At 44.4% G+C, this 26,232-nt stretch carries 27 protein-coding genes; 9 read left to right on the forward strand and 18 right to left on the reverse strand.

Annotated features, from left to right (window positions below):
- Window positions 1–17: 17 nt before the first annotated feature.
- Window positions 18–2,438: an RNA polymerase recycling motor HelD gene (gene helD / locus HF638_RS06630; RefSeq protein ID WP_169479482.1), complete on the reverse strand. Its 2,421-nt coding sequence runs from the start codon at window positions 2,436–2,438 to the stop codon at window positions 18–20.
- 370 nt (window positions 2,439–2,808) lie between these two features.
- Here helD and HF638_RS06635 point away from each other — a divergent pair, with 370 nt between their 5' ends.
- The 3 genes from HF638_RS06635 to HF638_RS06645 all read left to right on the forward strand — a co-directional run bounded on the left by HF638_RS06635 (window position 2,809) and on the right by HF638_RS06645 (window position 5,364).
- Entirely contained in the window at window positions 2,809–3,126 is a 318-nt protein-coding gene (locus HF638_RS06635; protein ID WP_017688544.1) for a winged helix-turn-helix transcriptional regulator, read from the forward strand.
- A 146-nt stretch (window positions 3,127–3,272) separates the two neighbouring features.
- A complete protein-coding gene (locus HF638_RS06640) occupies window positions 3,273–4,151 on the forward strand; it encodes an SDR family oxidoreductase (protein ID WP_169479483.1) in 879 nt (292 codons plus the stop codon).
- A 232-nt stretch (window positions 4,152–4,383) separates the two neighbouring features.
- Entirely contained in the window at window positions 4,384–5,364 is a 981-nt protein-coding gene (locus HF638_RS06645) for an aldo/keto reductase (protein ID WP_169479484.1), read from the forward strand.
- Window positions 5,365–5,438: 74 nt separating this feature from the next.
- Here HF638_RS06645 and HF638_RS06650 read toward each other — a convergent pair whose 3' ends face one another.
- The 3 genes from HF638_RS06650 to HF638_RS06660 all read right to left on the reverse strand — a co-directional run bounded on the left by HF638_RS06650 (window position 5,439) and on the right by HF638_RS06660 (window position 7,631).
- Window positions 5,439–5,810: an iron chaperone gene (locus HF638_RS06650; RefSeq protein ID WP_169479485.1), complete on the reverse strand. Its 372-nt coding sequence runs from the start codon at window positions 5,808–5,810 to the stop codon at window positions 5,439–5,441.
- Between the two features lie 126 nt (window positions 5,811–5,936).
- Window positions 5,937–6,410: an HIT family protein gene (locus HF638_RS06655; RefSeq protein WP_169479486.1), complete on the reverse strand. Its 474-nt coding sequence runs from the start codon at window positions 6,408–6,410 to the stop codon at window positions 5,937–5,939.
- A 180-nt stretch (window positions 6,411–6,590) separates the two neighbouring features.
- A complete protein-coding gene (locus tag HF638_RS06660) occupies window positions 6,591–7,631 on the reverse strand; it encodes an NAD(P)-dependent alcohol dehydrogenase (RefSeq protein WP_169479487.1) in 1,041 nt (346 codons plus the stop codon).
- A 191-nt stretch (window positions 7,632–7,822) separates the two neighbouring features.
- On the opposite strand from HF638_RS06660, the gene HF638_RS06665 reads away from it, so the two are divergent.
- Window positions 7,823–8,236, forward strand: coding sequence for a MerR family transcriptional regulator (locus HF638_RS06665; protein WP_062834354.1), 414 nt, complete (start codon window positions 7,823–7,825; stop codon window positions 8,234–8,236).
- A gap of 146 nt (window positions 8,237–8,382) precedes the next feature.
- On the opposite strand, the gene HF638_RS06670 is transcribed toward HF638_RS06665, so the two are convergent.
- Entirely contained in the window at window positions 8,383–8,961 is a 579-nt protein-coding gene (locus HF638_RS06670; protein WP_169479488.1) for a TetR/AcrR family transcriptional regulator, read from the reverse strand.
- Between the two features lie 290 nt (window positions 8,962–9,251).
- Here HF638_RS06670 and HF638_RS06675 point away from each other — a divergent pair, with 290 nt between their 5' ends.
- A complete protein-coding gene (locus HF638_RS06675; RefSeq protein WP_169479489.1) occupies window positions 9,252–10,175 on the forward strand; it encodes an AraC family transcriptional regulator in 924 nt (307 codons plus the stop codon).
- 140 nt (window positions 10,176–10,315) lie between these two features.
- Here HF638_RS06675 and HF638_RS06680 read toward each other — a convergent pair whose 3' ends face one another.
- The 5 genes from HF638_RS06680 to HF638_RS06700 form a co-directional block, all read right to left on the reverse strand.
- A complete protein-coding gene (locus tag HF638_RS06680; protein WP_169479490.1) occupies window positions 10,316–11,338 on the reverse strand; it encodes an NADH:flavin oxidoreductase/NADH oxidase in 1,023 nt (340 codons plus the stop codon).
- An 86-nt stretch (window positions 11,339–11,424) separates the two neighbouring features.
- Complete coding sequence (locus tag HF638_RS06685; protein ID WP_169479491.1) at window positions 11,425–11,790, reverse strand: rhodanese-like domain-containing protein; 366 nt, start codon at window positions 11,788–11,790, stop codon at window positions 11,425–11,427.
- A gap of 50 nt (window positions 11,791–11,840) precedes the next feature.
- Window positions 11,841–12,485 (reverse strand): SDR family oxidoreductase, encoded by a 645-nt coding sequence (locus tag HF638_RS06690; protein ID WP_169479492.1) that lies wholly within the window; start codon window positions 12,483–12,485, stop codon window positions 11,841–11,843.
- Window positions 12,486–12,622: 137 nt separating this feature from the next.
- Window positions 12,623–13,048, reverse strand: a complete 426-nt coding sequence (locus HF638_RS06695; RefSeq protein WP_169479493.1) for a MarR family winged helix-turn-helix transcriptional regulator — start codon at window positions 13,046–13,048, stop codon at window positions 12,623–12,625.
- A 186-nt stretch (window positions 13,049–13,234) separates the two neighbouring features.
- Window positions 13,235–14,251 (reverse strand): ABC transporter substrate-binding protein, encoded by a 1,017-nt coding sequence (locus HF638_RS06700; RefSeq protein WP_169479494.1) that lies wholly within the window; start codon window positions 14,249–14,251, stop codon window positions 13,235–13,237.
- A gap of 209 nt (window positions 14,252–14,460) precedes the next feature.
- Between HF638_RS06700 and HF638_RS06705 the strand changes: the two genes are divergently transcribed.
- Entirely contained in the window at window positions 14,461–15,273 is an 813-nt protein-coding gene (locus HF638_RS06705; protein WP_036608062.1) for an undecaprenyl-diphosphate phosphatase, read from the forward strand.
- 86 nt (window positions 15,274–15,359) lie between these two features.
- Here HF638_RS06705 and HF638_RS06710 read toward each other — a convergent pair whose 3' ends face one another.
- The gene (locus HF638_RS06710; protein ID WP_169479495.1) at window positions 15,360–16,538 is read right to left on the reverse strand and encodes an MFS transporter; all 1,179 of its coding nucleotides are present in this window, start codon (window positions 16,536–16,538) and stop codon (window positions 15,360–15,362) included.
- 321 nt (window positions 16,539–16,859) lie between these two features.
- Here HF638_RS06710 and HF638_RS06715 point away from each other — a divergent pair, with 321 nt between their 5' ends.
- Window positions 16,860–17,234 (forward strand): winged helix-turn-helix transcriptional regulator, encoded by a 375-nt coding sequence (locus HF638_RS06715; protein ID WP_169479676.1) that lies wholly within the window; start codon window positions 16,860–16,862, stop codon window positions 17,232–17,234.
- Window positions 17,235–17,328: 94 nt separating this feature from the next.
- Here HF638_RS06715 and HF638_RS06720 read toward each other — a convergent pair whose 3' ends face one another.
- Complete coding sequence (locus tag HF638_RS06720; protein WP_169479496.1) at window positions 17,329–17,799, reverse strand: GNAT family N-acetyltransferase; 471 nt, start codon at window positions 17,797–17,799, stop codon at window positions 17,329–17,331.
- A gap of 244 nt (window positions 17,800–18,043) precedes the next feature.
- Between HF638_RS06720 and HF638_RS06725 the strand changes: the two genes are divergently transcribed.
- The gene (locus tag HF638_RS06725; protein WP_169479497.1) at window positions 18,044–18,724 is read left to right on the forward strand and encodes an MBL fold metallo-hydrolase; all 681 of its coding nucleotides are present in this window, start codon (window positions 18,044–18,046) and stop codon (window positions 18,722–18,724) included.
- On the opposite strand, the gene HF638_RS06730 is transcribed toward HF638_RS06725, so the two are convergent.
- On the reverse strand, window positions 18,704–19,327 hold the full coding sequence (locus HF638_RS06730) for a hypothetical protein (RefSeq protein WP_169479498.1): 624 nt from the start codon (window positions 19,325–19,327) through the stop codon (window positions 18,704–18,706). The two genes, HF638_RS06725 and HF638_RS06730, sit on opposite strands and share 21 nt — an antisense overlap.
- A 193-nt stretch (window positions 19,328–19,520) precedes the next feature.
- Here HF638_RS06730 and metE point away from each other — a divergent pair, with 193 nt between their 5' ends.
- Window positions 19,521–21,815, forward strand: coding sequence for a 5-methyltetrahydropteroyltriglutamate--homocysteine S-methyltransferase (gene metE / locus HF638_RS06735; RefSeq protein WP_169479499.1), 2,295 nt, complete (start codon window positions 19,521–19,523; stop codon window positions 21,813–21,815).
- Window positions 21,816–21,990: 175 nt separating this feature from the next.
- Here metE and HF638_RS06740 read toward each other — a convergent pair whose 3' ends face one another.
- Genes HF638_RS06740 through HF638_RS06760 form a run of 5 tightly spaced genes read right to left on the reverse strand, consistent with a single transcriptional unit; the run spans window position 21,991 to window position 26,073 of the window.
- Entirely contained in the window at window positions 21,991–22,539 is a 549-nt protein-coding gene (locus HF638_RS06740; RefSeq protein ID WP_169479500.1) for a TlpA family protein disulfide reductase, read from the reverse strand.
- An 11-nt stretch (window positions 22,540–22,550) separates the two neighbouring features.
- Window positions 22,551–23,264, reverse strand: a complete 714-nt coding sequence (locus HF638_RS06745; RefSeq protein WP_169479501.1) for an ABC transporter ATP-binding protein — start codon at window positions 23,262–23,264, stop codon at window positions 22,551–22,553.
- Complete coding sequence (locus tag HF638_RS06750; protein ID WP_169479502.1) at window positions 23,257–24,078, reverse strand: ABC transporter permease; 822 nt, start codon at window positions 24,076–24,078, stop codon at window positions 23,257–23,259. Before HF638_RS06750 ends, HF638_RS06745 begins: the two co-directional genes overlap by 8 nt.
- A 28-nt stretch (window positions 24,079–24,106) precedes the next feature.
- Window positions 24,107–24,688, reverse strand: a complete 582-nt coding sequence (locus HF638_RS06755; protein WP_169479503.1) for a nitrous oxide reductase accessory protein NosL — start codon at window positions 24,686–24,688, stop codon at window positions 24,107–24,109.
- Window positions 24,685–26,073 carry a right-handed parallel beta-helix repeat-containing protein gene (locus HF638_RS06760; RefSeq protein WP_248278052.1) on the reverse strand — a complete coding sequence of 463 codons (1,389 nt, stop codon included), beginning with the start codon at window positions 26,071–26,073 and terminating at the stop codon, window positions 24,685–24,687. Before HF638_RS06760 ends, HF638_RS06755 begins: the two co-directional genes overlap by 4 nt.
- Between the last annotated feature and the right edge of the window lie 159 nt (window positions 26,074–26,232).

Raw genomic sequence — 26,232 nt, forward strand, 5'->3', positions numbered from 1 at the left:
CGTCTAACGCTTCACGATTACTCGTGTTCATATGTGTCATACAGATTCGCAGATAACGCCTGCACAAACGGTGACCATTCGCTAGTTGTATATAGATGAAGTCGGTGCATGGCCCGTGTGCAGGCTGTGTACAAAAGCTTGCGATCATATTCCTGGCTGTAAGCTTCTGGTGAAGCATCGTAGACCAGGACAGCATCGAACTCGACGCCTTTGGCGAGATACACAGGAATAACCATGATTCCTTTTTCAAAAATCTGTGTGTCCTTTGTTATGAGCTGTAACCCTTCGCCGCCTTGACTTCGTAACCTTTCATAGGCGTCATGGCTTTCAGCCGCGGTCTTCGTAATCACAGCGATAGAATTGAACCCCTCAGCCTTGAGCGAGGCGATGTCTGCGAGAATCTGCGCACCACGCAGCTTATCGTCTTTCAATTTTGTTAAAAGAGGCTTCTGATCTCCCCTTTCAAACGGTCTAATCTCTTCTCCCCCTGGTAGCATGCATTTCGTGAATTCAACAATTTCTCTGGTTGAACGATAACTGCGTACCAGGCGTATCAATGTAGTTTCGGCTTCTCCGTAAAGGTGAACCAGTGGCGAGTTGGATGCTGCCAAATCCGTAGCCTGCATAAAGATCGCTTGCCCGAAATCCCCCAGCACCGTCATGCGGGCACGAGGAAACAGTTTCTTGAGATATTCATACTGAAACGCCGAATAATCCTGGCCTTCATCCACGAAGACATAACGAATCTCCGTGTTCGTCCGGACGCCTTCGATCATCTCTTTTACATATAAATAAGGAGTAGCGTCCTCATGGAACAGCTTGTTCTGGAGAATCATTGCCTTGGTCTGTTTACAAATCTCAGGCCAGTGCTGCGGCGGGATTGACCCATTCGTTTGTTCCCGATAAGCGGCTTCATCTACAAATAGTTGTTCATATATGCCTTTCACATCCACAAACTGGAATTTGCGCACACTCTTTCTTAACGGTTTAAACATACCTTTGACCAGTTTCTGACGAAGAAGTTCCTCTTCCCGCTCTGCAAAGTCAAAGGCACCCTCATCTTGCCCCGCCCTGTTATTCCCGTTCTCACGAGCTGCATATTTTTCCGCCACATCGAATACAGCCTTTTCCTTGTGCAACATGCCGAAAGCTTCCACATACTCATCTGTGTCCAGATAATTCAACTCCTCCTGAACCCAGTCTGCTTCCCGCTCCAGACGTTCCAGCGTCACGAGTTCTCTCAGCAACCATTCCTGCAAAAGAAGAATACGGTTGGACAAGGTAAGATTTTGATCCAAACTGTAAAACTGGGTCTTGATTCGGTCTGCAGTGATGAATTCACGTCCCCGAAATTGAATGCCGTTGAACCGCATGCCCTCTCGCCCTAGCCACGTGCCGTAGCTTTGGAGCACCTGCAGGAACGTCTCGGAAGCTTTGTACTTGATCGCCTCCAGACGAGCCTCATAAGCTTGATCTTCTTGGGCTGTCAGCACATATTCAATCTGATCAAAGGTATCCTCTGGTCGTAAAGAGGAATCCAACCAATAGTTCAGATATTCCTGAAAAGTCGTCTGCTGCATGTTCTCTTCACCAAGTTCCGGGAGTACGGTCGAGATGTAACTGGTAAACATCGGATTCGGCGAGAAAAGCACAATCTGATCTGCTTTAACGGTTTGGCGGTGTTTGTACAGTAAGTAGGCGACTCGCTGTAACGCAGCCGATGTCTTGCCACTGCCAGCTGCCCCCTGAACAATAAGCATTCGGCTTCGGTCATCACGGATAATGGCGTTTTGTTCCTTCTGGATGGTTGCTACAATGCTCTTCATTTGTGAGTCTGCACCCTTGGCGAGCACTTGCTGCAACAATTCGTCACCAATCGTTTCATTTGCATCAAACATGCTAAGAAGCTGCCCATGTTGAATCTGGAATTGACGCTTGAGCTCCATCTTGCCCTCGATTCTTCCTGAAGGTGTGTCATATCCTGCTGGTCCGGTAGAGTGATCATAGTATAGACTCGCAATTGGCGTTCTCCAGTCATAGATTAGAAAGTTCAATCCATCCTCATCCATGAAAGATGATACGCCAATGTAGATCTGTTCAGTAAATGTCATGCCTTTTTCCTTATAGTCGAAACGACCAAAATACGGCGTTTGAAGCAGTCTCTTTGTATTTTTCCATTGTTGTGTTAACAGCTTGTGCCCGCGCTCCCTCTCGGCCAACACTCTGGATTGCTGATTAATGGTATAGAATGCATCTTCAAAATCCGTGTACGAACCCGTGTTAATCGTCACTTCTTCCCAGAACCGTTTACGAATTTCGGCGGCCTGTTCATGCAGTCCGGCAACCTTTGGCTCCAGCTCTTCGAGTCGTGCCTGAAGTTTGTTCCTCACCTGCACCAGTCTTTCCTCTTCCAACTTCCATTCGTTTGTTTTATCCATGAATAAGTCCACTCCCTTTTCCATTTATTAGGACCAAAAAAAGAGCATTGACAAATCGGAATGTCGGATGTAAAATTAAATTAGGAGAAATAATGATTCACCCTTTATATTTAATCGAAACGTCAATTGCGCTATAGATTATATCATGGCTTTTTTTCACGTTCAATGCTTTTTTTCTTCTCTGTCTGAATTGGACAATAATTTATATATAATTAAGATGTCCCTTGAGCTACACTTGGGGCATCTTTTTTTATGCCCTAGGCATGGTTCATACCCTGAATGCGCTGTAAGCTATACACCCCTTTATTAATTCGATAAAATAAACGAAACATGAAACATGAGTTGATGCTTTTGGGAGGGATACATAAACATGAATATAGAACCTGTGGAGGACCGGTGTCCTGTTGAGTTTGCAGTCAATATGATTGGTGGGAAATGGAAGTTATTAATTATAAACCGACTCATCCGCCATTCAACAATTCGATTCAATGAATTGCAGAAAATGCTTGACCCCATTACGCATCGCACGTTAACCAGGCAATTACGAGAACTTGAAGAAGCTGGTTTGATAAACCGTGTTACCCACCCTGTAGTTCCGCCTAAAGTCGAATATTCCCTTACAGAAAAAGGACAAAGCCTGACTTCGATCTTGTTTCAGCTAGGTGATTGGGGATCGAAACATATGTAAAACGCCTTCCCATAGTATCTCAAGGGATACTTTATATCATTAATGTGCGTACTTACGCTCCTATTCTTAATCCGTTATGCTGAGGTCAATGCTGAGTGTTAACTCATCCATTCCAATCACATATTGAAAGGAAGTTATTGACCACTATGACACAGAATGATCGGTTTTTAGTATATGGAGCATCGGGCTCCCAAGGCGGCGCTGTCGCTCAATTACTCGTTCAAAACGGTTGTGAGGTTCGCACGATTACTCGAAATGAGGCAACAGCCAAAACACTAAAGGAACAAAACATTGAAGCTTTCATCGGGGATCTATCAGATGTGGAACAGCTCCATACGGCGCATGAAGGTGTAAGTAAAGTATTCCTAAACCTGCCTGTGGAGTTCAATTCGGATAAGATCAGACAATATACCAAAAATGCAATTGATGCTGCTATACAGGCAAACGTTAAATTAATTGTAGTTAACACGGGTACCTATGTTCCTGACCCTATCACCCATTCCAAAGGAATTGAATTGAAACGTGAAGTTATCCATGAATTGCAGCAAAGTGGTCTTCCATATATCATTGTGGAACCCATTGTATACTTGGAAAACTTCCTGATTCCCGGAATACTGAACAATGGCGTTTTGGCCTACCCGGTACCAGCAGACAAGCCGATCTCCTGGATTAGCTTAAACGATGCAGCTCAATTCCACTATTATGCCTTGACTCATTCGGAATTGGCAGGAAGCATTATCCCAGCACCCGGATTAGAAGCTCTGACAGGTGCACAATTAGCGGAACAATTCAGTGCTGTATTAGGTGAAAAAATCAGCTTCATGTCTCTACCTTTTGATCATTTTGAAGCAGCGATTCAGCCTTTGTTGGGAAGTGAGACAGCAGCAGGTCTTAAAGGATTGTACCAATGGATTGATGGGCATACCGATCTTCTTCCACGGTATGAAGAGTTGGATGATAACATCAAAGCCAATCTTAAATTAACCAAAATAAGCGATTGGATTCATCAAACAATGATTAAATAATATTTTATGAACAAGCCATTTGAATCTCCATTGGAGAAACGAGTGGCTTGTTCCTTTTTATATGAGAACCTCAATGGATTCAACTGATTCAGATTCAGAGATTGTGATAGGATTAGGCAAAACTTTGATAGAAATGTGGTACAGGTTAGTTGATACGTTATGACATAATAATGTGTAAATAGGTCACCCTACAGGTGGCAATAATAAACATTAGAAAGGATTTGAAGATGATATGGAATATACAAAACTTGGTAATACAGGCTTGGACGTATCTCGATTTTGCCTGGGATGTATGGGATTTGGGGACGCCAGTAAATGGGTCCATGAATGGGTACTGAATGAAGAAGACTCTCGCCCCGTTATCAAAAAAGCGCTGGATTTAGGCATTAATTTCTTCGATACAGCTAATGTATATTCTCTGGGTACAAGTGAGGAATACCTTGGTCGGGCATTAAAGGATTATGCCAATCGTGATGAGGTTGTCATTGCAACCAAAATACACGGACGAATGCATCAAGGGCCTAACGGCTCTGGCCTTTCCAGAAAAGCCATCCTGAGTGAGATTGATAAAAGCCTGAAACGATTGGAAACGGATTATGTCGATCTGTATATCATCCATCGTTGGGACTACAATACACCTATTGAAGAAACCATGGAAGCCTTACATGATGTGGTGAAGTCCGGTAAAGTGAGATATATTGGCGCTTCGGCCATGTTTGCATGGCAGTTCCAAAAAGCATTGCATGTAGCAGAGAAAAATGGTTGGACCAAGTTTGTCTCCATGCAAAACCACTTGAATCTCATATACCGTGAAGAGGAACGAGAAATGCTGCCTTTATGCAAGGAAGAAAAGATTGGTGTGACTCCCTACAGTCCTCTTGCTTCAGGCAGGTTAACCCGTGACTGGTCCGTATCAACACTGCGATCCGAGACAGACCAAATTCAGAAATCCAAATACAATGCGACAAGCGATGCGGATCGACTTGTTGTTGAGCGAGTTGCATCCATCGCAGAAAAATACGGTGTCCCTCGTACACACATTGCACTTGCTTGGTTACTGCAAAAAGACACTGTAGCGTCTCCCATTATCGGTGCCACCAAATTACCACATCTGGAAGATGCGGTAGGTGCTCTTTCCGTTAAGTTGACCTCAGAAGACGTAACATTCCTTGAAGAGCCTTATGTACCTCACCCCGTAGTAGGTGCTCAATAATCGCTTTTGCTTAAAATACAGAAGACCTCCTCTTTCCGCATTCGGAAGTTGGGGGTCTTCTTTTTTATCGCTATTTATTTACGCCAGAATGTTGAACAATCTGCCTTATCCGCTATATTGAACTCGATCATTCTCTCAAGCAACGAAAAATCAATCTCCTGTTTCCACTTCATCCGCACCAACTCTTTGGTGTGATCATAACCGGCCTGCGTGATCTCTTCCGAAAAACGAATAATTCCTGCCTTCTCGGGAGCAACAGCCAAATGTTGCTTGGATACACTAAAGCCAATAATAAAGGTCTCATGGTCGGTAAACATCGGCTGATTCCAAGCTATTTTTTGCTTTAAATTCGGGAATTTTTCAGTGACCCAGTTCAATACTTCTTCCGTTCGTGCCTGGTGCTCCGGGTTATCGATGCGTGCTATAAATTCTACAAAGGTCTCCATTAGTTTCCCCCTATAACAAGAAATCTACTACTTATTTTGTCCAATTCAATCTTATTCTATCATGAATATCAAATTCATAAACCCTATCTGCCCAACAACTCAACGAAAAAAGGTAGGCTGAAGACCTTAAATATTTTCCTTTATCCAAGAACGCAACTTATCCGCATAGAAAGCGCGTTCATCTGGATCGGATTGAGAACCTTTTGACAGATAAAGTTGATCATTCACGTATCTGGGGTATACATGGAGATGATAATGCCACACGTCCTGATTACCAGCAGGCTCATTATGTTGCCGCGTCGAAATCCCCTCACATCCATATGTACTTTTCATTGCAAATGCTGTAAGCTGAGCCGCGCGGTGAATTTCAACAGCGTACTCCGCTGGGAGTTCAAAGATGTTCTCGAAATGTTGATTAGGGATTATAAGAACATGTCCTTTATTGTTTGGCCACCATTTGCCCGCTATAAATGCGGTTACGTTTTCATTCTGATAGATGATATCCCTTTGTTTTCTTCCCTCATCAGGTCGCTCGATACCCCAAATCCGACAAAATGGACATTCGTACCTTTCAGGCTGATGTGAAAATGATGCCTTCATCTTTCTTATCCCACTCCTTTCATATTTTTCCAACTAGTTATTAGACGCAAGTATCTTCTGTTCGTTGCGATAAGAAGTTGGGTCGTAGAACCTCTTCAATTACAAACAGAAAAGCAGCTGACCTTATCGGCAGCTGCTTTCTTTTATCTTTAATAACTATCGTTATTATATACTTCACAATTACATGGTGCTGATATCAATAACAAAGCGATACTTCACATCTGAAGCCAATACACGTTTGTAAGCTTCGTCAATCTGATCAGCGGAGATGACCTCAATGTTAGGTGCAATATCATGTTCTGCACAGAAATCAAGCATTTCCTGTGTCTCACGAATGCCACCGATCATGGAGCCTGCGAATGAACGGCGATGACCGATGAGTGAGAATACGTTAACAGCTAAAGGCTCTGCAGGAGCACCCACATTCACGAGTGTACCATCCAGCGTGAGCAGTGAGAAATAAGCGTTAATGTCAATATTGGCACTTACCGTGTTAATCATCAGATCAAATGTGCCTGCAAGTTTCTCGAATGTTTCCGGTTCGCTTGTGGCAAAGTAGTGATCTGCACCAAATTGCAGTCCATCTTCTTTTTTGCTCAAGGATTGGGAGAGAACCGTTACTTCCGCACCCATCGCATGTGCGATTTTGACAGCCATATGACCTAGACCACCCATACCTACAACGGCAACCTTCTTACCTGGGCCAGCTCCCCAGTGATGAAGTGGTGAATACGTCGTAATACCGGCACACAGCAAAGGTGCAGCAGCATCAAGTGCAATGTTATCAGGGATGCGAACGACGAAATCCTCTACGACAACAATATGAGTTGAATATCCACCTTGCGTATGCTCACCGTATTTGTCTACTCCAGCGTAAGTTTGAATATTTCCTTTGAGACAGTATTGCTCTTCACCTTTGCGACAGTTAACACATTCACCACAAGAGTCCACCATACATCCGACCCCTACTCGGTCACCGACCTTATATTTGGAGACTCCAGTTCCTACATCGGTTACAATGCCGGCAATCTCGTGTCCAGGAACGAGTGGATAATTCACAGGGCCCCATTCACCGTGGGCAGTATGGATGTCAGAATGGCAGATACCCGCATATTTAATCTCAATTAATACATCATTGGTATCCAGATCACGTCGTTTAATTTCAGCACTTTTGAATTGTTGGTCTGGTCCGTCAACGGCTCTGGCTTTAGCTATAATCAATGGGATAACCTCCTAGTAATTTAAAGTTCAAAATAATCTTACCCCCTCTAGTTAACTCTAGGTCAAATGTTTATCATATTTTTTTATTTTCGACGACTTTGACATGCAGTTATACAGCATGGTAGAATTCACTCGGATCAATCCTAGAGTTAACTCGAAGTCTACCCCCTGTAGAAAGGAATTCATTCTAAATGACCTATTCAATCGGTGAAGTTGCCAAAAAATTAGACCTTACGGTATATACATTGCGTTATTACGATAAGGAAGGACTCATGCCTTTTGTGGAACGTACCACGAGCGGAACACGCTTGTTCAAAGACTCCGACATTGACTTTTTGAAGATCATTCAATGTCTGAAACTGACCGGGATGCCCATCAAAGACATTAAGGACTTCATTGAATGGTGTTCTGAAGGGGACTCCACGCTGAAGCAAAGATATGACATGTTTACGGAGCGAAAAGCGATTGTGGAAGCACAAATGGAGGAACTACGAAGAACCATGGAAGTCATTGAGCACAAATGCTCTTACTACGAAACTGCTTTGGAAGCCGGAACCGAAGAGATTCACAAAATTAAACCGATTGAAAATGCCATCACCAATTGATGGCTTATGATTTTTATGAAATTAAGACAAAAAAAGTAGCTTGAAGTCCGCTAACGGATTTCAAGCTACTTTTTTTGTACGTCTCTGCTCACCATATTGAATAGCAGTTTAGGAATACACATTCTACTGCGTGTAGAACTACTGTATCATTTTCCCAAAAGTTTTATCGATACATTGATAATTCGATTTAATTTTTCTTTACCCATTGAAGTTCTGGCCATGGCTCTTATACCGACAGAAGTATTATGCAGGTACTCTGCCATTTCCTTCGCATCATGATCTGAGGAGAACTCTCCATCCCGCTGTCCCCATTCAATAATCTGCTCAAACATCTGTTCTGCTTCATTAAATGAATCAAGAGATCGGTTATCCACGTCCTGGTCACGTGCGCCCAGCTCCACCGCAGAGTTCACGATCAAGCAACCCGATGGCGTATCTTCTGCTTCACTGATCATAATTCCAAAAATTTTATGCAGTGCTTCCACTGCCGTCTTGGACGCTTTGATTTCTGCGAGTAATGTGGCGTTGATCTTGCCATTATACCGATCCATAGCCTGCAAAAACAGCGTATGCTTATCATCGAACGTATCATATATACTTCTGCGATGAATTCCCATATGCTCAACCAGGTCACTCATCGACGTCTTCTCGTAGCCTTGTTCCCAGAAGATCTTCATTGCTTTATCCAATACTTCGTTCACTTCAAACTCTTTACTTCTAGCCATTCGACTTCCCTCCCAAAATCAATCTAACACATCGGGAACGATCAGTAAATAAAATGTGCAGCAGCTCCCTTGGGTGCTCGTCAGATCATGTATTAGCTGCTCCTTAAATGTATATCTTCTGTACTTGTAGTATATCATGACCTGTGTACTTGTGAATATGCAGCCAGCAATCAGCATGTCTTATCCATTCACATCAAATGTTTGCCTATTTCTATCCGTATTCTACCGCGTTAGGTCAATATACGATAGAATGTGATTTATAATGTTGTGTCGAAAAAGGAGAACTACGTATGTCTGATCGAATACACGAACATCAAGATGAATTAGCCAGACGCATTGACCGTTATTCCGACAAGGACGGGGTGCACCCGACTGCGATCCCCTCATTATTTCTAATCCGTGAATCGGTCGTTACTGAACCATTATTTAGAGTAAATGAACCATCCTTCTGCATTATCGTTCAGGGCCAGAAAGAGGTCCTGCTGGGACAGGATCGTTTCCGATATGGCCCAGGAAGTTATATCGTGGCAACCGTTGACTTGCCGGTTAGTGGACAAGTGATTCAAGCCACGTCTGAGGCTCCCTATCTGGCCCTGAAACTTGAATTCACATCCAGTGAGATTCTGGAGGTATTGAATCATTCTGATTTCCCAGCAAGACCGCGGAAAACGACGAGACGTGCGATGTTTGTCAGCCAAGCTGAGCCTTCTCTGCTCGATGCGGTCGTCAGGTTAGCCCGTTTGTTGGAAGAACATTCAGAAGATATTCCACTACTCGCTCCTTTGTTCAAAAAAGAAATTCTCTATAAAGTTCTGAAGGGCCCCCATGGAATTGCCCTGGAGCAAGCTACCATTGAGGGCAGCCACACCTATCGAATTAGAGACGTTATTGAATATATTGTGAATCACTCTGATCAAAATTTTCGGATTGAGGATCTGGCGGATTTGGCAAATATGAGTACTGCCTCGCTGCACAGACACTTTAAAGAAGTGACTGCCATGAGTCCGATTCAGTTTCAAAAACAACTGAGGCTGCAAGAAGCTCGGCGCTTGTTATTATCCAAGTCCACCGATGCAGCAGATGTCGCATTTCAGGTAGGTTATGAGAGCCCTTCCCAATTCAGTCGTGAGTATTCTCGCATGTTCGGATTTCCGCCTAGAGAAGATATCAAACGCTTAAGAGGCAGAACCGATGAACCAACTACCATCTCTTGACTGGTTACTGGCTAATATTGTTCCTTTAGTTCGGCTAGTTTAACCCAAAAAAGGACTCCTTCTGTTTTGACAGTCGGAGTCCTTTCTTATTCATGTATTAATGAAGATCGTTAAATCATTAACATAAAATTGTTAATAAATTAAAAACCAGTCGTATATTGTTTTGGAACTTCCGTTGCCTTACGCAAAGCAGATGCTGCTTCCAAGGCCCAGTAAGGATTTCTTAACAGACCTCTTCCTACTGCAACGAGATCGGCTTCTTCATTTCCGATGACTGCATTCGCCAACGTAGGATCATCCAGTCTTCCAACCGCAATCACGGGCACATCAAGAGCCTCTTTGATTGCTTTAGCGAGAGGCACTTGATATGCCGCATGAGTTCCTGGTCTGCCCCATGCAGCAATAGGTCCCTCGCCACCAGATGAGATGTCAAATACATCAACGCCTGCCTCTTTATAAGCTTTGGCAAACTCGGAACTTTCGTTAATTCCATAGCCACCTTCTACATATTCTTTAGCTGAAATACGCATCATCAAGGGCATATCTTCGGGCATCTCTGCCTTAGCAGCCTGAATAATCTGACGACCAAATAATGTTAAATCTTGACCGTATTCGTCTTCGCGCTTATTCGTTAGTGGAGAATGGAATTGATGAATTAAGTAACCATGTGCACCATGAATCTCAATCGCATCAAATCCCGCTTTTACAGCACGAGCTATAGCACTCCGGAATTTTTCAACCATTCCTTTAACCTCATCCGTAGTGAGCGCTCTAGGTTGCTTGGAATTCTCATCAAAGGCAATCGCGGACGGAGCTACTGGTACTTCGGCATCTTCTGCTTTACGGCCTGCATGAGCAATCTGGATACCGACCTTGGCACCATAACTGTGACATGCATCGACGATCCGTTTCAGAGCTGGGATCTGTTCATCCGACCATAGTCCAAGATCAAAGTCTGAAATGCGGCCATCCGGCTCCACATCTGTCATTTCAATGATAATGAGACCTGTTCCTCCCACAGCGCGACTAACGTAGTGCATATAGTGCCAATCTGTTGCTATACCATCTTTTTGCTCAACTGAATATTGACACATTGGAGCCATTACCACCCGGTTTTTAAGCTCTAAACCTTTAAAAGAATATGGACTAAACAAATCTGTCATCAAAATAAACTCCCCTTTTCATCAAGTAAAATATTACAATGCATGCGCAAGCATCAAAGTTTCGATAATTAATATCTCCGTATATTTCATGAAATCACATCAACCTTGTACTTCATCACATAAAGACATTTAAACCCACGCTTTCGCAATATACGTGCAGCCTTTTTGGATTGGAGTATACCAGGAGACATAATAATAACGTTATCTTCTCGTAGAAGGTATTTTTCCCATGTGAAAGCAAGACGTCCCAGTGAGATGTTAATGGTATCCGGAGTAGGATCAGCCCAATAATCTGTAGCATCTCGGATATCGATCACCTTATATTGCCGATACGCACTCTGTTGTCTGAGAAATTCTTGATAATCTATATGTTTAAGATTAGGCAGCGGCCAAAATGAACGAACAGCGATGAAAAAACCTAGTATGAAGGACAAAAGCATGAATCCCATCATTTAAAGTCCTCACTTATCTCTACTGATATCGTAGAATCTTTCATTCTGGATCAGAGTCTACTCAGTGCCTCAGGTATTGCAATCTCACCAGCAATTAGATCAAATGAACGATTATAGGTATTCTTCTCACTCAAACTCGCCATAATCACTTGAGCTACGTCTTCACGAGCAATGTTACCGGATGTGATATTCTCAGCAGCAGATATTAATCCGGTTCCTGGTTCATTCTTTAAAATACCTGGACGTATAATTGTATAGGTTAATCCGCTAAGTTCCAACACTTTGTCAGCATAGTGCTTCGCTGCATAGTACGGCAGGATATTATCATGCCAGTTTGCACGGTTATTGGCCTGAATTGCACTGACCATGATAAATCGATCAATACCTGCTTTTTGAGCCGCTTCAATCGTTTTCCCGGCACCATCCAGATCGATCAGGAGTGTTTTGTCATGCCCCGTTGTACCGCCAGATCCGGCTGCAAATACGATTGCATCACTACCCATTGCAGCATCCGCAATCGAGTCAACCGTACCTTCCAAGTCGGCAAGCACCGTTTCCACACCCTGTGTTGCCAATTGGTCTGCCTGTTCTTGTTTTCGTACCATGGCAAGAACGGTGTGCTCTTCACTATTCTTCAAAAGCTGGATAAGCTGTTGACCAATTTGTCCATTAGATCCCACGACGAACACCTTCATATTCAATGCCTCCTTATAAATGAATCACCGCATCTTCATTAAAAGCATGCGCATGCATTTAATTTAACGGATATATTAAAGAGTGTCAAGTCTTCCTATAGGGTAAATTAATACATTACCCTATATTCACCCTAGCCTTAGAACAATTCTTTCGTGAGGTTCTCTAATCGAGTCTCAAATCCATCCTGTTCCAATTCGGTGTGCAAGACCTGATTAAATGTTTGGAGTGCTTTCTTGTATTTATTCTCCCCAAGCTCCGTAATACGAGTGTAAATGCCACGCCGATCATCTTCACATGTATGTCTTTCCAGAGCTCCACAGTCTTTGGCTTCCATCCTTACGACAAGCCTGGATGTAGCACTTTGGCTCAACCCCACCAGTTCTTGTAGTTGCTGTAGGCGTAATTCCTTACCCTCGGCATTAAATATAAAGTTTAAAACATAAAATTCTTTCAAAGATAACTTATATTCTTGAAGCAGGGCTTGTTCCAACTTCTCGTTCAGATGGGTATGAATGTTAGACAAAGACAACCATACATTCAAACGTTCACTTTTTTGTTGCAATCTAGGTCACCCCACTTGATATTAAATGTATGTCTTCCGTTATCTTATTGTATCAAGCTTAATTAAATTGGTCAAAATCCATCCATGATCGACCTATATAAACGAATGCGGTCATAAAAAGAGCATTTCCCCGTCTTGGAACGACGCTTGGAAATGCTCCAGTACTACCATTTATACAATTCTATCTTATTTCGCCGAAAGCAGGCTATCGGAAATAAACTGCAACTGACCTTCCAACGTTAACGGATCATTGTACGAATCTGAAGTCGGGTCGAGCTGGAACACATGATTTGCCTTCACCGCAGGCAAGTTCTTCCATAATGTATTATCATATACGATCTTGGGATCGGTCGTATCTCCCGACCACGGACTGGTGAAGATAATATCACCCGAATACTCCGGTAATAGTTCCATGGAGATCGAAGCCCACCCAGTGCCGCTGTCAATTGCTTCAGCTTGTGCTTTGGCTGGTGCCTTGAGACCAAACTCTCCGTAAATGATCTCACCGCCTCGACCATAATTATGACCGAATACAAATAATCCTTTGGCGTACGGATTCAGGATGGAAACCGTACGATCACCTACAGCTTCCTGAACCTGAGGCTTAAGTTCATTGATCTTCGCTTGCCATTTAGCATTCCAAGCTTTAGCTGCGTCTTCTCTATTGGTGAGCTTACCCATCTCGAGCATGAGATCCTTGAAATCGCGCTTACCAAATGTAATCTGTACGACAGGTGCAATCTGCTCCAGCTTATCGATGCCCTCTGTGCCAGTATACACGATGAAGAGATCCGGTTTAAAGCTGATTAGCTTCTCCGGGGTAGGCTCTTCACCCAGATCGCTGGTGCCCGCCGCTGCAAGTTGGTCCTTGATATACTTGTTGTTCATCGCTCCGGATAAAGCGCCGACTACCGGTGCATCCAGGGCAACAAAGTACCCCGTCGAGAACGACGTCAAATCAATGATTCGTTTAGGATTTTTGGGTACCTGTACTTCTCCCGCATCCGATTGATATGTAACAAGTTCCTTTTCGTCAGTAGCCGTTGGTTCAGTGGAAGAAGCTGAATCCGAGTCCGTCTTGGTTTCTGTCTCCGTAGCTGCATTCGTGCTTTCCCCCGTCGTGGCAACCTGACCACATGCACTAAGTACAAACAGCAATATGAGTGCCATCATGATCCATATTGGTTTTCTCTGTTTATGCAAAATAAACCCACCTCTTCGTTGATATTGATAATCGTTATCAACGATATCATGCTATGCAGGATTTGACAAGCTATGTTTATTTCACCCCTCTATGAACTCTAACTTGCAAGTCACCAAGTTAAACAGCTATCATCAATAGAGTAAACCATTCACTTTTTTTATAAGAGAGAGTTTTGAAAAGCCAATGAAACATATTCAAGGAGGAAAACATGGAAGAGATTATATTGTGGTTAAAGTATTTGTTTTTAGGTATTGTTCAAGGTGCGACGGAGCCAATCCCCGTCTCCTCAAGCGGTCATCTGATCATCGCTCAGAAACTTATGGGCATCAAGCAGAATGGATTGTCATTTGAGATTTTAACAAACACGGCATCGCTTATCGCTATTATTTTTATTTTCCGGGAAGATATCAAAAAGTTGATTATTGGTGCACTTGGTTACCTTCGTACTCGTAAAGAAGAATATCGAGCAGACTTCATGTTTTGCTTATACATAATTATTGGCACGATTCCTGCTGCAGTCGTTGCGGTCCTGTTTAAAGATCGGATTGAAGAAATCTTCTCGTCCGTATATACCGTTTCCATTGCACTATTGATCACCGGGGTTGCCTTGTGGCTGATTCGTAATCTTCGTGGTCGTAAGCAAGATGGTGATCTGTCTACGAAAGATGCATTGTTGGTAGGTCTGGCTCAGGCGGTCGCTCTTATTCCGGGCATTAGCCGCTCAGGGGCAACTGTAATTGCGTCCATCGCTGTCGGCATGAAACAGGAAACGGCTTTGAAGTTCTCCTTTATGCTGTACATTCCCATAAGTATTGGTGGACTCATCATGGGGGTATCCGACATTGCCAATGATCCGAATCGATCACAGCTGGCTATCCCTTACCTGATCGCATTCATCACGACGCTCTTCGTCACCTATTTCTCCATGAGATGGTTTATGGGCATTATGGCCAAAGGCAACCTGAAATACTTTTCGTATTATTGTTTTGCCGCAGGTACATTGTTACTGATCTTCTTATAAAAAAAGTCCACACACCAAAAGGAACAACCAGCGATGGTTGTTCCTTTGTTGTATAGTGGCAGAGCCGTAATGACCCATAGCTAAAGCTAGAGTGTCAGTCGCGTAGCCTTGTTGCTTCTGTTAACCAGCTCTGTAGCCGCGAACATAACACTGAACAAAATTAGCAGGATCAGGGGTACCATGGACATTCCCCATTGGCTTGCAATGAGCCCCATACCTAACGGGATGAGTGTTGAACCTGTATAGGCACTGGCCATTTCAAGTCCAATTACACTTGGGGATGCTTTCTCTCCGAAGCGTTCCGGTGTCGCATGAACAATGCTCGGATAGATCGGTGCTCCGCCCAATCCCACGATGAATAATGCACCTGCGGCAATCCAGTACGGAATCGGCATAACCAGGATAACCAGTCCGACGCATCCAACGATTCCACCATACCTGATGAGAATTTTGCTGGATACATGAGTCGAAAGAAAACCTGAGATCACACGTCCCAAGATGATGCCAATGAAAAATAGGGATGATAGTGCTGCGGCAGTGCCTGGGGAAACCCCCTTGCTTCCGATGAAGAAAGACGCCATCCACAGACCGGCTGCAGTCTCGGAACCATTGTAACAAAGCATGGCCAGCATCGACATCTTCACGCCGGGTATGCGTATAGCCTCACGGTTGCTCACCCGTTTCTCCTCATCGCCCGACTCCTCTACTCTTCCCTTCTCGAAGATCTTCCACAGAGACAACGTTGACAATAAGATCACCGCGATCCCAAGCAAAATCAACCCTACAGTGACGTATCCTGCACGCCAGTTGTTAGCTTGATTCAGCCAATATGCCATAACGAGTGGGCCTGTCACCGCGCCAATTCCCCAGAAACAATGCAACCAGTTCATATGCTTGGCTTTGAAATGCAATGCTACATAATTACTTAGTGCCGCATCCACCGACCCTGCACCCAGACCGAGAGGGATCGCCAGAATCAGTAAAAACACAAAATTCTCCGAGATCGAGAATCCAAACAGCGCGACCGTTGTTGAGAGGATGCTGAATAGTGTGACTTTACCTGTTCCGAATCGGTGTAATAATCGGCTGGCTGAGAGACTGGACACTACTGTACTAAATGAAATGATTAGCGATATGTAACCAGCCATTTCTGTTGTCGCATGTATATCGTTTTTCATAACGGACCAGGCACTGCCAAGTAAAGCATCTGGCAATCCCAGCCCTATAAATGCGAGATAGATAATGATTAACAATAACGTGACCATGGGGGTGTCTCTCCTCAGTTTGTTTAATTTCTGCTTCTCATCGAACCACCCATATAATAATATTGATATTTTTATCTGTAATCTTCCTATATTTTGACTCGTTATATCAGTATCCTGATATATTCTAATGAATCTGGGAATACATTTAGCACTAGCTATGTTTACAAAATTCGTTTGCTCAGAATGCTCTTCATTCATACAGAATACTTCACTTTGCTTTCCTTTACTTCAATGTAAGTTTAATATAAACTGAACGCAATCAGAACTTTAGTAGAGTATGTACTTTATAGATAGGTACTAGCCGAAAGGATAGTGTAAATGATGAGTATGGCTGAATACCACGGTAAAGTTAAAAATATTCAAGATACCCCTTTTGGATATACGTTGTCCGTTATTGGTGGCAAATGGAAAATGGTGATTATGTACCTTCTGGCAGAAAACCCACCTGTCCGCTTCAATGAGCTAAAAAGGCAGATCGGCGCGATTACGTATAGAACATTAAGTTCACAGCTCAAAGAATTGGAAGCTGATGGTATGGTGGAGCGGAAAGAGTACCCCCAAGTCCCTCCTAAAGTTGAGTACCGACTGACAGCTAAAGCTGAAAGATTATTGCCCGTATTGGAAGGATTATGTGAATGGGGCGCCCAACATCAAGACCCTTCGATCATTTCGATCATGAATACCGAAACGGATTAAACGCGTTTGTCTATATATTTTCAGATGAAAATGGGCATGTTAAAGCGCAAAAAAGTCGCCAATCGGCGACTTTCTTACTTTTATATTCGTAGAGTTATACTTTTTCGTGTACCAAGTCTTTCTGGTAGGCCAACACTCTGTCCCAATTGCCACTAAAAATAGGGATTCGATAATAGCCTACGCGTTCATACAGCGCGGCTGCTTCTGGTTGCAGGGGACCTGTCTGCAGTTTTAGATTGGTGTATCCAAGTTCGCTTGCAAGACGATCTGCCTCGGTCAAAATAGCCTGTGCAATCCCCTTACGGCGGTAGCCACTGCGAGTATACATGCGTTTAACCTCTACAGATGTTTCATCAAGGGGTCTAAGTGCTCCGCAACCAACCGGATACCCGTCGATTCTGGCAACGATAAAGGCCGCCCGTGGCACTTCAACGTCTGACAGTTGAAATCCCGCTGTTCCATCACCGCCATATAACAAACCAAGTTCTTCGCTCAGCTCCTTGATCAATTGCAGTGAATCCTCGCTTCGAATATCTTCAGCTGCTGCACGCACGATGTGTGTCATCCCACATACCCCCTTTATCTTATTGGACTTATTGGTTTTATTGATATATATAAATTATCATTCGCAACAGCAAGCGTCAATTCCCCCATTCATTGAATATTTCTATAAGAGAAAGCCTCCTACATTAGTATCTCCATCATAAGCTCACGTTCAACACAGGACGAGCGTATCTTATCGCCGTCTCTATTCGTTTACATAAGAAACGTAATGAGCAATGAATTTTATCTCTCGGAGGTCTGGTATAATGACAATTTCAAAAGGAATAGAAGTGCTTCAGCTTGAGTTTGATGGGAATATAATTCACCCTGTTCTGATATGGGATGAAGAAATGGCTTTGTTAATAGATGCCGGTTTCCCTGGACAATATGACGCTTTATGTACCGAACTCGAAAAGGCAGGCGTGCCGATCGGCCAACTTAAGGCAGTCATTTTGACGCATCAGGATGTGGACCATATCGGCTGTCTTCCAGAGATTTTGCAGGAGTGTGGTGATCATGTCAGGGTATATGCACATGAACTGGATAAGCCATATATTGAGGGGCAGCTCCCTCTTCTCAAAGACGCTCACCTTGAGCACCCTCCAAAGGGAAAAGTTGATGAAACGGTAATCGATGGTCAGGAACTGCCGTTTTGCGGCGGCATTCGCGTTATTCATTCACCTGGTCATACGCCAGGTCATATCAGTCTTTATTTGATGGATAGTAAGACGCTCATCGCCGGAGATTCAATGTACAGTGTCGACGGCATACTTGGCGGCGTTCATGGCCCTACCACACTCGATATCGAGACGGCTCGTTGCTCTTTGAAAAAGTATATGGAACTCGACATTTCATCTGTAATTTGTTACCACGGTGGACGAAGTCATGTGAATGTGAATGAACAGATCTCAGGGCTAGTTAAGGGTTTATTGTTTTGCAAACTGTAAAATAGCTGTAGCCGCACGAATTCGCAGCTCTTCATCTTCACTGTGCAACGCTTCTCTCAGCACATGGAGAGCTGTTTGGATCGTGGCTTCATCTACCACTGTTGAGGGAGTGTTGGTTGCTTCAGCCGCTACGCTGACTGCAAGTCCGCGATCCAGCTGTGCTTGTGATACGGGATACTCAAACTTCGCTAGGATGGATGAGTCATTTTGCAGTGCCTGCACTTTGTCATTCAGCTCAGCGAGAGGAATGCGCCCCAACCATGTAACTCCGCGACGGTGACATATCAAGTCCTCTTCAGAACCAATAGAATCGTCGTAATAATAATCCCCGATATCCCCAACATACGTCCATTCATCATCGCTAATTAATACATAATCTCCATCCTGCATGAGGTTAGCAAACATATGTAGTGTCGCGAGTGTGCTAGCCAATTCCGACTCATCCAAGCAATCGTTCTGAACCAGCTGTTCCTTCCATAACTCCGGGGGCGTTTGCTCCAGATCCCCTGTACCCGACCAAGCGATTCCAATATAATTATCCTCCAGAAATGATGCTACTCTGTTGATTCCGTGCACGTTGGACTGAATGTGATACAGATTCATGCGTACCGCCTTCCTTTCAATCATTCGTATGAACGTAGTTCACCATTGTAACATTAGTGGGGGCTATTTCAAACGTAATGACTTCTTTTGATATAGCCCTAGGCTATAACTAGGTATAATTTAATGGAATTACATTATAACTCCGGATCTGTGATAAATTTTGTGTAACATAAAAGCAGAGGGGTTTTAAGCGATGACGAAAAGTAGTGTATTGGGATATCCGCGTATTGGTGCTGATCGGGAATGGAAGAAAGCGTTGGAAGCGTTCTGGGCAGGTAAGCTGGAGGAAAACGAATTTCACGCACGTTTGCAAGAGATCCGCATAGATCATTTGCGCAAGCAGCAAGCGAAAGGCATCGACATCATTCCGGTGAATGATTTCAGCTATTATGATCATATCCTGGATACGGCTGTGATGTTCGGCATTATCCCTAAACGATTTGCTTATGATGGTGGTTCCGTTCCGTTGTCCGTATATTATGGTATTGCCCGGGGAACGAAAGATGCTGCAGCAAGTGAAATGACAAAATGGTTCAACACGAACTATCACTACATTGTACCTGAACTGGACGGGGCTTCCCCAACTCTGACGGAGAACAAACCACTTCTCGCTTATCGTGAAGCAAAAGAAAAACTCGGCATTGAAGGCAAGCCGGTTATCGTTGGACCGTTAACCTTCCTGAAGCTCTCCAAAGGCTATGATAAATCCGAGACAGACGCTTGGCTGGACCGCTTGCTTCCACTCTACACTCAATTGCTTCAGGAACTTGCGAGTGAAGGCGTTCAGTGGGTGCAGATCGACGAGCCTAGTCTGGTAACCAAATTAAGCAATGAAGACGCACAGCGTCTGAATAAAATATATGAGACATTTGCAGCAGCCGTTCCAGGCCTGAATATCATGCTGCAAACGTACTTTGAATCTGTTGAAAACTACAACGATATTGTTGCACTGCCAGTTCAAGGTGTAGGACTTGATTTTGTACACGGACTCTCTGGTAACACACAATCCATTCGGACATCCGGTTTCCCTGCGGACAAAGTATTGGGAGCAGGTATTATTGATGGACGTGGGATCTGGAAAGCTTCCCTTCAATCAAAACTGAATTTGCTGAATGAATTGACTGAGTTCGTGACACCTGAACGTATCATCGTGCAATCATCTTGCAGTCTGCTACACGTGCCAGTAACGACAGAACGTGAGGCAAAACTTACATCTGAACTGAAAAATGCCCTCGCATTTGCAGATGAAAAGCTGGATGAGATTGTTCTTTTGACTACAGCCTTATCTTCACCAAGTGCAGAGATTACCGCTAAAATTAACGAAGCAGAGCTTCCTCTTCAGGCGCTTCAGCAATCCGAAGACCGGAACCGCACTGCTGTACAGAAAGCCATTGCTTCCATCAGTGTTCAACAGCCAGAGCGCTCCCGTCCTTTTGCAGAGCGTCATGAAGCCCAACAGGCCAAATGGCAATTGCCACTCTTCCCGACAACAACGATTGGTAGTTTCCCACAATCTGCTGAAGTCAGAAAAGCACGTCAGTTGTGGCGTAAAGGTGAGTTGAACAACGAACAGTATGCTGCCTTCATCCGGGAGCAGATTGATATCTGGATTAAGATTCAGGAAGAGATCGGAATTGACGTGTTGGTGCATGGTGAGTTTGAGCGTACGGACATGGTTGAATTCTTTGGCGAGAAACTGGCCGGCTTTGCCTTTACACAGTTTGGATGGGTACAATCGTACGGTTCACGTTGCGTGAAGCCACCTATCATCTTCGGCGATGTTGCATTTACTGGTGAAATGACGGTGGAAGAAACGAAATATGCCCAATCGCAGACTGAGCGTCCTGTCAAAGGCATGCTGACTGGCCCGATTACCATCATGAACTGGTCATTCGTACGCGAAGACATTGCTCGTGAGCAGATTGCCTATCAATTGGCGTATGCGTTGAGACAGGAAGTCGAAGCACTTGAACAGGCAGGCATTGGCATGATCCAGGTTGACGAGCCGGCTGTTCGCGAAGGGCTTCCGCTGAAAGAAAATGAACAAGCCGATTACCTGGCTTGGGCAGTCAAAGCGTTCCGCATCTCCACGTGCACGGTGCATGAAACGACTCAAATTCATACACATATGTGTTATTGCGAATTCCATGACATGATTGATTCCATCGAAGCTATGGATGCAGATGTTATCTCCATTGAGACATCCCGTAGTCACGGTGAACTGATTCACAGCTTTGAAGAAAATACGTATGAGCTCGGTATCGGTCTTGGCGTATATGACATCCATAGCCCAAGAGTTCCGAGTGTAGATGAAATGAGCAGCATGATTGAACGTGCCCTGCGTGTTCTTGATCCGAAGCTGTTCTGGATTAACCCGGACTGCGGATTGAAAACCCGTGGACAGGAAGAAACGGTTGCTTCCCTGCGTAACATGGTTGATGCAACTAGAATCGCCCGCACCAATCACGCTTCAGCTGCTGTATTGTAATCGGCTGCGAAGCGGCATAACTTCAAAAAGCAAAGCCGGACACCCCTTCGTTAAATGGGTGTCCGGCTTTTTATCCGGTTACTTTTTGTGATTACTTTTATCGTACATTCGTTTCACTTATAATCTGGGCGATCTCGGTCATTCCTGCCTTTTTCTCACCATCCAACGTTCACGACTAGATACTCTCTTCCAGCCATTGCTGCAACGGTGTATCTTCGGTAAGTTCACCGAGCAATATATGACGGAACTCTCCGTCCTTATCAATTACCATCGTTGCCGGCAAACCTGTAATTCGATACATGCCTGATATGTTGCCCGTCACATCAATGATCACAGGAAAATCAAACGCCTGCTTATCCATAAACTCACGAATCGTGCCCTTCGATTCCCCCACGTTAACAAACAGCGTTTCCACGTCGTTCTGATAATCCTGAGCAATCTGGTGAACGAGCGGCATCTCCCTTACACAGGGTGTGCACCATGAAGCCCAAAAGTTAATCATGACGGCTTTGCCCCGATAATCGGACAGTCTGACTTGTTCGCCTGCTGAATTGACCGCTGTGAACTCAGGAGCTACTGCACCTGCTTGAATAGCGTTGCCTCGCTGAGACTCGGGTGTCGACATATTTTCAAAAACGGCCCATACACCTGTGAACAACGCAACCAAGCCAATCAGTATTGTAAGTATATGTCTGTTATTAAACCTCTTCATCTTCTTCTGCAATAAACTCACCTTCACTTTAAGCCAAGACTTTGATGAAATGCTGCATGGAGCGAACCGAATTGATCACGAAAGTCATGGGTGGAACCCTCTCCCACATTCCGACCATGGTTCATGAATATCACCTGATCCGCAATATCGTCTGCAATCTCCAACTGATGGGTCGAGAATACGACCATATGACCGTCCTGCTTGATTCCCTTAAGCAGCTGTGTTAATTCCTGCATCCAGAATGGGTCCAATCCATTCGTTGGCTCATCCATGATGAGTAGTGGCGGTTTGGACAGTACAGCCTGAGCGAATAATACACGTTGGCGCATGCCTTTGGAGAAGGTCGTGACCCGGTTTTTCTTTTGATCCTCCAAGCCTACCATGGTCAGCACTTCCTGTACTCTCTCCTTGGGAACTTTCCTCAGAGAAGCCCAGAACAGAAGCATTTCCTCCGCACTCAGTCCTTGATTAAATTGATAATCGTCCGGCATATATCCAATCTGCTCTGAATAACGCTTGCGCTCCTTCAACCATCGCACATTGTTCACCGCAACCTCACCGGAGGTAGGCCGAAGAATTCCTGCGATCATACGCAGCACCGTGCTCTTTCCTGCACCATTCCCTCCACAGAGGGCAAGCACTTGGCCTGAAGTAATGCGAAAGGAGATATCCTCAACAATTGGTTGCTTTTTAATGGATTTGCACAATCCTATCACTTCGAGTCCCACCTTATCCATGAGAACGCCCCCTCTCCCAGATCGCATATACCGCCAGGACAGAGAAGGCAATCCAGAATAGGCATATCCCGATGAAGATCCAACTGCCACTTGGTTGCTGCACCCACTCCACCCATCGATAATATTCTGGTCCAAGAATGGAGCCGCCTCCCAGTTTGATGACGACAAACAATCGTACCAGCTCCGCCGGATTGATGAGCGTTAGTACAATCAACAGCGGTTTCACCCACAAATAAGGCATAAGTCCCAGCACAGAAAGCAATAAGGTCGGCCATCCAATGACAGCGAAGAACCATACGGTCACGGATATGGTTAACGCCTGCCACCGATTGCGTGACAACGAACCGATAAATAGCGCCAGCGTCAGGAATAACAACACCAGTCCACAAGAAAATGCCAGAAAGAGAAGGTAGGTCATGACATCCAGTGGATTCCCGATTAACCCGCTAATGAGCCCCATCAGGCCGTATCCAAACGCAACAATGGTAATTAAAACAATCGACAGCCCGAGATACTTCCCAACAATAAAGGACATCGTGCCAATGGGATACGTGGACAGCAGTTGCCAGCTACCGTCCTCCTTTTCGGATGTTAGTGAGAAGGAACCGAGGAATAGCGTCATTAATGGTAAAAGGTAAAGAATGAGATTCAACATCGAACCTGTTGTGCCCGAATACCCTTCAACCAGATTCTGCGAATTCAGGAGTAACAAGCTTAAGCTAAAGGTGCAAAAAAGGATCAGAAACGAATACGCCCAAGGATTGCGAAATCCCATTTTCACTTCTCGTCTTGCAATCTGTATCATATCTGACATCATTGATCACCATTTTCTATTGTCATTCCTAGTGGCCTGACTCTTCTTTCATCTCACCTTCCTGATGCATCTCATTACCGACTCCTTCTTCACTATGTCCGTGCTCACCATGCCCATGTTCACCCATCATGTCCATATTCTCTGTGTTCTGTTTCCAGTCATGAGAGGCAAGATCCTCAGCGGTCATAAGGGTTCCCACACCTTGCTCTGCAATGAAAGCTTCAGCCGAAGGCTTGTCCTTAAAGTTAAGAATTCCATAAGCCATAGGCGTACGCAATGAAGCATCGTATACATACGTGGCTTTGCTGAATTCAATCCATTCCTTGTCATTATAATCACGAACATAGTCCATGCCGATGTTGTCCGTGCCATTTTCTGTTTTCCACTGGTTCATGCACCCGATATCATCGAACTTGTAATTTTGGCCGTCTTTCGTAGTGAGCTGCGTTGCATACGCATCGTCCTTCACCTGCATTTTACAGATCGCACAGATATCCACGTCTTCATTGATCGGCAATGCCGCGTATTTTGTTCCGCAAGCGGTTAACAATACCATGCCAAACATAAGTACCATGACCAATGTCCATCTTCTGTTCAAGCTTTTGTTCATTTTCGTAATACCCCCATATAGATGATTATAAAAGTCGCCATTCCCAACAGAACTAACCCGAGTATCCACACCACATTGGAACCTGCTGCACTTTCCACAGACATGTTCAGATCAGATTCCGTATCCATGCTCATGCGTGGCGACTTGTCGGTAGTCCATTGTTCTCTGCCTTCTGTAAACAACTCACTCAGAAAGACCATACCCGGCGATTGAAAAAAGAGCTGATACGCTGAATTTCGACTGACCAGTTGCTCATAAAAAGGATTGATGGCATAGGAAACTTCACTGATCCCATCCCCATTCAGATCGAGTCCCTGAAAGGAATCCCAGTAATTCTCCATCAAGACATTATTCGGGCTATCCAGCGCGGAAGCTTCAATGACATTAGACACCATTCGGTTACGTGTAAACTCATTAGCCTCTGCCAGAACCAGCTGGATGCCAACAAAATTCCGAAGCACCGCATTTCCACGAATCTCATTACCTGATGATTCTGCAATATTCATCCCAACACGATTACCCTCCACTACATTGTTGTGAACAGAGGATTGATGTACGTCATACAATAAAATCCCTTGGGAATGAACATTCGTACTCTGTTTGCGAAAAGAATTGCCTGATATAACCGTATTCTTGACGCCCATAATCATGGCACCTGTCATGTTCTCCTCTCCGGTATTGTCCATGACAGAAGAGCCGTCAATGTACATACAGTGGATGCCGTACCTTGTATGTAACAGCCTGTTATTTTGCACGATAGACTTGCGACTGTTCTCCAGATAGATTCCATCCCTCATGCCGGTGATCTCATTGGCTTCAATGTAGCTATCATGGGAGTTGTACAGATCAATGCCATTGCCCTTCTGGCTGCTGGTTGCAGAATCAGATCCGACCCAAGTAACATTGTTCCGCTGAATCGTTGCATGACTCGAATTCCGGATGATCATCCCATAACCCTGGGTCTGAATATGCAGATCGGTGATCTCACTGTTTTTCCCTTCAACCTGAATCGCTGCGGTCTGTTCATTCGCATTATGCTCAATCGTAAACCCGCTTAACTTCACCCCATCCGACTGAATAGTTATTGTAGAAGTGGTTTCCTCATTCACGACTATGACCGTAGGATCACCCTGAATGGTGATGTTCTTATCAATCGTTACAGGGCCTGAATATCGACCTGATGCAAGATGAATGATATCTCCCGGTGCAGAACGGTCAATTATAGGCTGAAGGGGAATGAGATCACGCTCGCCGGAGCCGGCCATTGCCTTACCATGCGGGAAAAATAATAAGAAAATCATCATGCCAATTAGAAAAATCAATCCCCGAACCCGAATCTTCCTGCAGCTGTCGAATGTACCTAACTTCACCCAAGGATTACGCATGTAACTTCCTGCGCAATTCCAGCTCCTTGTTGCAGATACTCATTGCTGTGGCATTGTGTTCAACAGGTCTTACAGTTACCCCAAATATACGTTGGTTGTACACACCATCCCTCCTTTCAACTCCGAATCAACCCTCCATGTTCCTCATCCATTGAAGCA

It is taken from the genome of Paenibacillus sp. SZ31 (genome assembly GCF_012912005.1).
Taxonomy (GTDB): Bacteria; Bacillota; Bacilli; order Paenibacillales; family Paenibacillaceae; genus Paenibacillus.

Bases quoted from the DNA above. Each gene is read 5' to 3' on its own strand.
- helD (WP_169479482.1), bottom strand. From the start codon at position 2,438: ATGGATAAAACAAACGAATGGAAGTTGGAAGAGGAAAGACTGGTGCAG.
- HF638_RS06635 (WP_017688544.1), top strand. From the start codon at position 2,809: ATGAATATAGAACCTGTGGAGGACCGGTGTCCTGTTGAGTTTGCAGTC.
- HF638_RS06640 (WP_169479483.1), top strand. From the start codon at position 3,273: ATGACACAGAATGATCGGTTTTTAGTATATGGAGCATCGGGCTCCCAA.
- HF638_RS06645 (WP_169479484.1), top strand. From the start codon at position 4,384: ATGGAATATACAAAACTTGGTAATACAGGCTTGGACGTATCTCGATTT.
- HF638_RS06650 (WP_169479485.1), bottom strand. From the start codon at position 5,810: ATGGAGACCTTTGTAGAATTTATAGCACGCATCGATAACCCGGAGCAC.
- HF638_RS06655 (WP_169479486.1), bottom strand. From the start codon at position 6,410: ATGAAGGCATCATTTTCACATCAGCCTGAAAGGTACGAATGTCCATTT.
- HF638_RS06665 (WP_062834354.1), top strand. From the start codon at position 7,823: ATGACCTATTCAATCGGTGAAGTTGCCAAAAAATTAGACCTTACGGTA.
- HF638_RS06670 (WP_169479488.1), bottom strand. From the start codon at position 8,961: ATGGCTAGAAGTAAAGAGTTTGAAGTGAACGAAGTATTGGATAAAGCA.
- HF638_RS06675 (WP_169479489.1), top strand. From the start codon at position 9,252: ATGTCTGATCGAATACACGAACATCAAGATGAATTAGCCAGACGCATT.
- HF638_RS06680 (WP_169479490.1), bottom strand. From the start codon at position 11,338: ATGACAGATTTGTTTAGTCCATATTCTTTTAAAGGTTTAGAGCTTAAA.
- HF638_RS06685 (WP_169479491.1), bottom strand. From the start codon at position 11,790: ATGATGGGATTCATGCTTTTGTCCTTCATACTAGGTTTTTTCATCGCT.
- HF638_RS06690 (WP_169479492.1), bottom strand. From the start codon at position 12,485: ATGAAGGTGTTCGTCGTGGGATCTAATGGACAAATTGGTCAACAGCTT.
- HF638_RS06705 (WP_036608062.1), top strand. From the start codon at position 14,461: ATGGAAGAGATTATATTGTGGTTAAAGTATTTGTTTTTAGGTATTGTT.
- HF638_RS06710 (WP_169479495.1), bottom strand. From the start codon at position 16,538: ATGGTCACGTTATTGTTAATCATTATCTATCTCGCATTTATAGGGCTG.
- HF638_RS06715 (WP_169479676.1), top strand. From the start codon at position 16,860: ATGAGTATGGCTGAATACCACGGTAAAGTTAAAAATATTCAAGATACC.
- HF638_RS06720 (WP_169479496.1), bottom strand. From the start codon at position 17,799: ATGACACACATCGTGCGTGCAGCAGCTGAAGATATTCGAAGCGAGGAT.
- HF638_RS06725 (WP_169479497.1), top strand. From the start codon at position 18,044: ATGACAATTTCAAAAGGAATAGAAGTGCTTCAGCTTGAGTTTGATGGG.
- HF638_RS06730 (WP_169479498.1), bottom strand. From the start codon at position 19,327: ATGAATCTGTATCACATTCAGTCCAACGTGCACGGAATCAACAGAGTA.
- metE (WP_169479499.1), top strand. From the start codon at position 19,521: ATGACGAAAAGTAGTGTATTGGGATATCCGCGTATTGGTGCTGATCGG.
- HF638_RS06745 (WP_169479501.1), bottom strand. From the start codon at position 23,264: ATGGATAAGGTGGGACTCGAAGTGATAGGATTGTGCAAATCCATTAAA.
- HF638_RS06750 (WP_169479502.1), bottom strand. From the start codon at position 24,078: ATGTCAGATATGATACAGATTGCAAGACGAGAAGTGAAAATGGGATTT.
- HF638_RS06755 (WP_169479503.1), bottom strand. From the start codon at position 24,688: ATGAACAAAAGCTTGAACAGAAGATGGACATTGGTCATGGTACTTATG.
- HF638_RS06760 (WP_248278052.1), bottom strand. From the start codon at position 26,073: ATGCGTAATCCTTGGGTGAAGTTAGGTACATTCGACAGCTGCAGGAAG.